2 pseudogenes are annotated in these 1578 nt (G+C 37.3%); one reads left to right on the top strand and one right to left on the bottom strand.

Annotation, left to right across the window (positions count from 1 at the left end):
• Positions 1-19: 19 nt before the first annotated feature.
• Positions 20-260 (bottom strand): annotated as a pseudogene (locus HT691_RS11030) (helix-turn-helix transcriptional regulator); the annotation flags it as partial.
• Positions 261-641: 381 nt separating this feature from the next.
• Here HT691_RS11030 and HT691_RS11020 point away from each other — a divergent pair.
• Positions 642-1578 (top strand): annotated as a pseudogene (locus HT691_RS11020) (IS1380 family transposase); the annotation flags it as partial.

The raw sequence follows: 1578 nt of genomic DNA, 5'->3' as shown, positions 1-1578 counted from the left end.
GAAACTAAGCAACTATAACTATTTTTTTAAACTCAATAAGTTCTGTACTCTCATTCAAAATTTGCTCGTCAAAAAAAATAATCCATACTAACACTAAGTCTTTTAGCTAGTTGATGCAATAATTCTGAACCTGGAGTATATTCTCCGTTCTCCAAACGACTAATCTGACCTTGCTTACAAATTCCTTCAGCTAACTCTTTCTGAGATAATTTCAATTCTTTTCTTCTGCTCTTAATTCGAGTAGCTAATAAGCTTCCCACACTATTTCCTCCAATCTACTACTGCTAATCATTTTATCACGATTTCTGTAACAATTAAAATACATTTAAATTACTCTAATGGGATGTTGAAGCCTCTCTCTTTACTATCAATTGCAAAATTTATAGTGTTAACTAATTTCTCCAATCTCCTCACTTGATGTTCATACTCGTCTATATATTCATTCATCTGTTTTTGACAATCTTCAATCTCTTTCTCCCCCAATTATTCACACCTAACACAAAAAGCATCCAGAATCGATATGAAACCGAGGATTCTAGGTGCTTTCTCTTTTCACCCATTGGGTGCTGTTTTTACTGGACAAAAGGGAGTTTCTCCTTTATGATATAATCGAAAACAAAATCAAAACAAAGGAAATTCCAATGACCAGTATATAAAATAAATCTACGAAAAACAATACTTTATCACACTTTTCTTTCGATGGTGGAAATCTGACCAATCAAGCTGGTCTTCTGCTCTTCAAAGAACTCTTCACAAAGTTGAATCTAAAAGAAACTATTTCAAAACATCTTGTGAGCGATGATAAACGACGCTATTATCACTATTCGGATGCCGATATTGTCATCCAATTTCTCTTTCAAATCCTTACAGGCTATGACATAGACTATGCCTGTAAGAAATTAAAATCAGATGCTTATTTTCCAAAACTGTTGGAAACTGGACAAGTTGCGTCTCAACCAACCTTGTCTCGCTTTCTGTCACGTTCAACAGAAGCAACTGTTGGGAGCTTGCGAAGACTAAACTTTGAACTGGTTCAACTCTTTTTACAAATGCAAAGCCAACCCAGTCTTATCGTTGATGTGGATTCCACTCATTTTACCACTTATGGGCATCAAGAGGGAGCCGACTATAATGCTCATTATCAGGTGACAGCTTATCATCCCCTTTATGCCTTTGAAAGCCAGACTGGCTATTGTCTGAATGCCCAGTTACGTTCTGGAAATCGCTATTGTTCAGAAGGAGCAGATGCCCTTATTCACCCCATTTTAGAGCAGTTTGACCATCTGATTTTTCGTATGGATAGCGGTTTTGTGAGCCCAAAACTCTATGATTTACTGGAAGATAGAGGTCATGCCTATTTGACCAAACTGAAAAGGAACGCTGTTCTGAGTCGCTTGGGAGATTTAACCTTGCCTTGTTCAGAGGATTTGAGTATTTTACCTCATTCTTCCTATTCAGAGTCCCTTTATAAAGCCGATTCTTGGCGCCAGCCACGTCGTGTTTGCCAATTTTCCCAAAGACAGGAAGGGGAATTGTTCTATGATGTGGTCTCTCTTGTAACCAATTTAAGCAGTGTAG

Origin of the sequence: Streptococcus sp. 477 (genome assembly GCF_013277295.1) — a bacterium.
GTDB classification, from domain to species: Bacteria; Bacillota; Bacilli; order Lactobacillales; family Streptococcaceae; genus Streptococcus; species Streptococcus pseudopneumoniae.
This window is presented reverse-complemented; position numbering and strand designations above follow the sequence as displayed.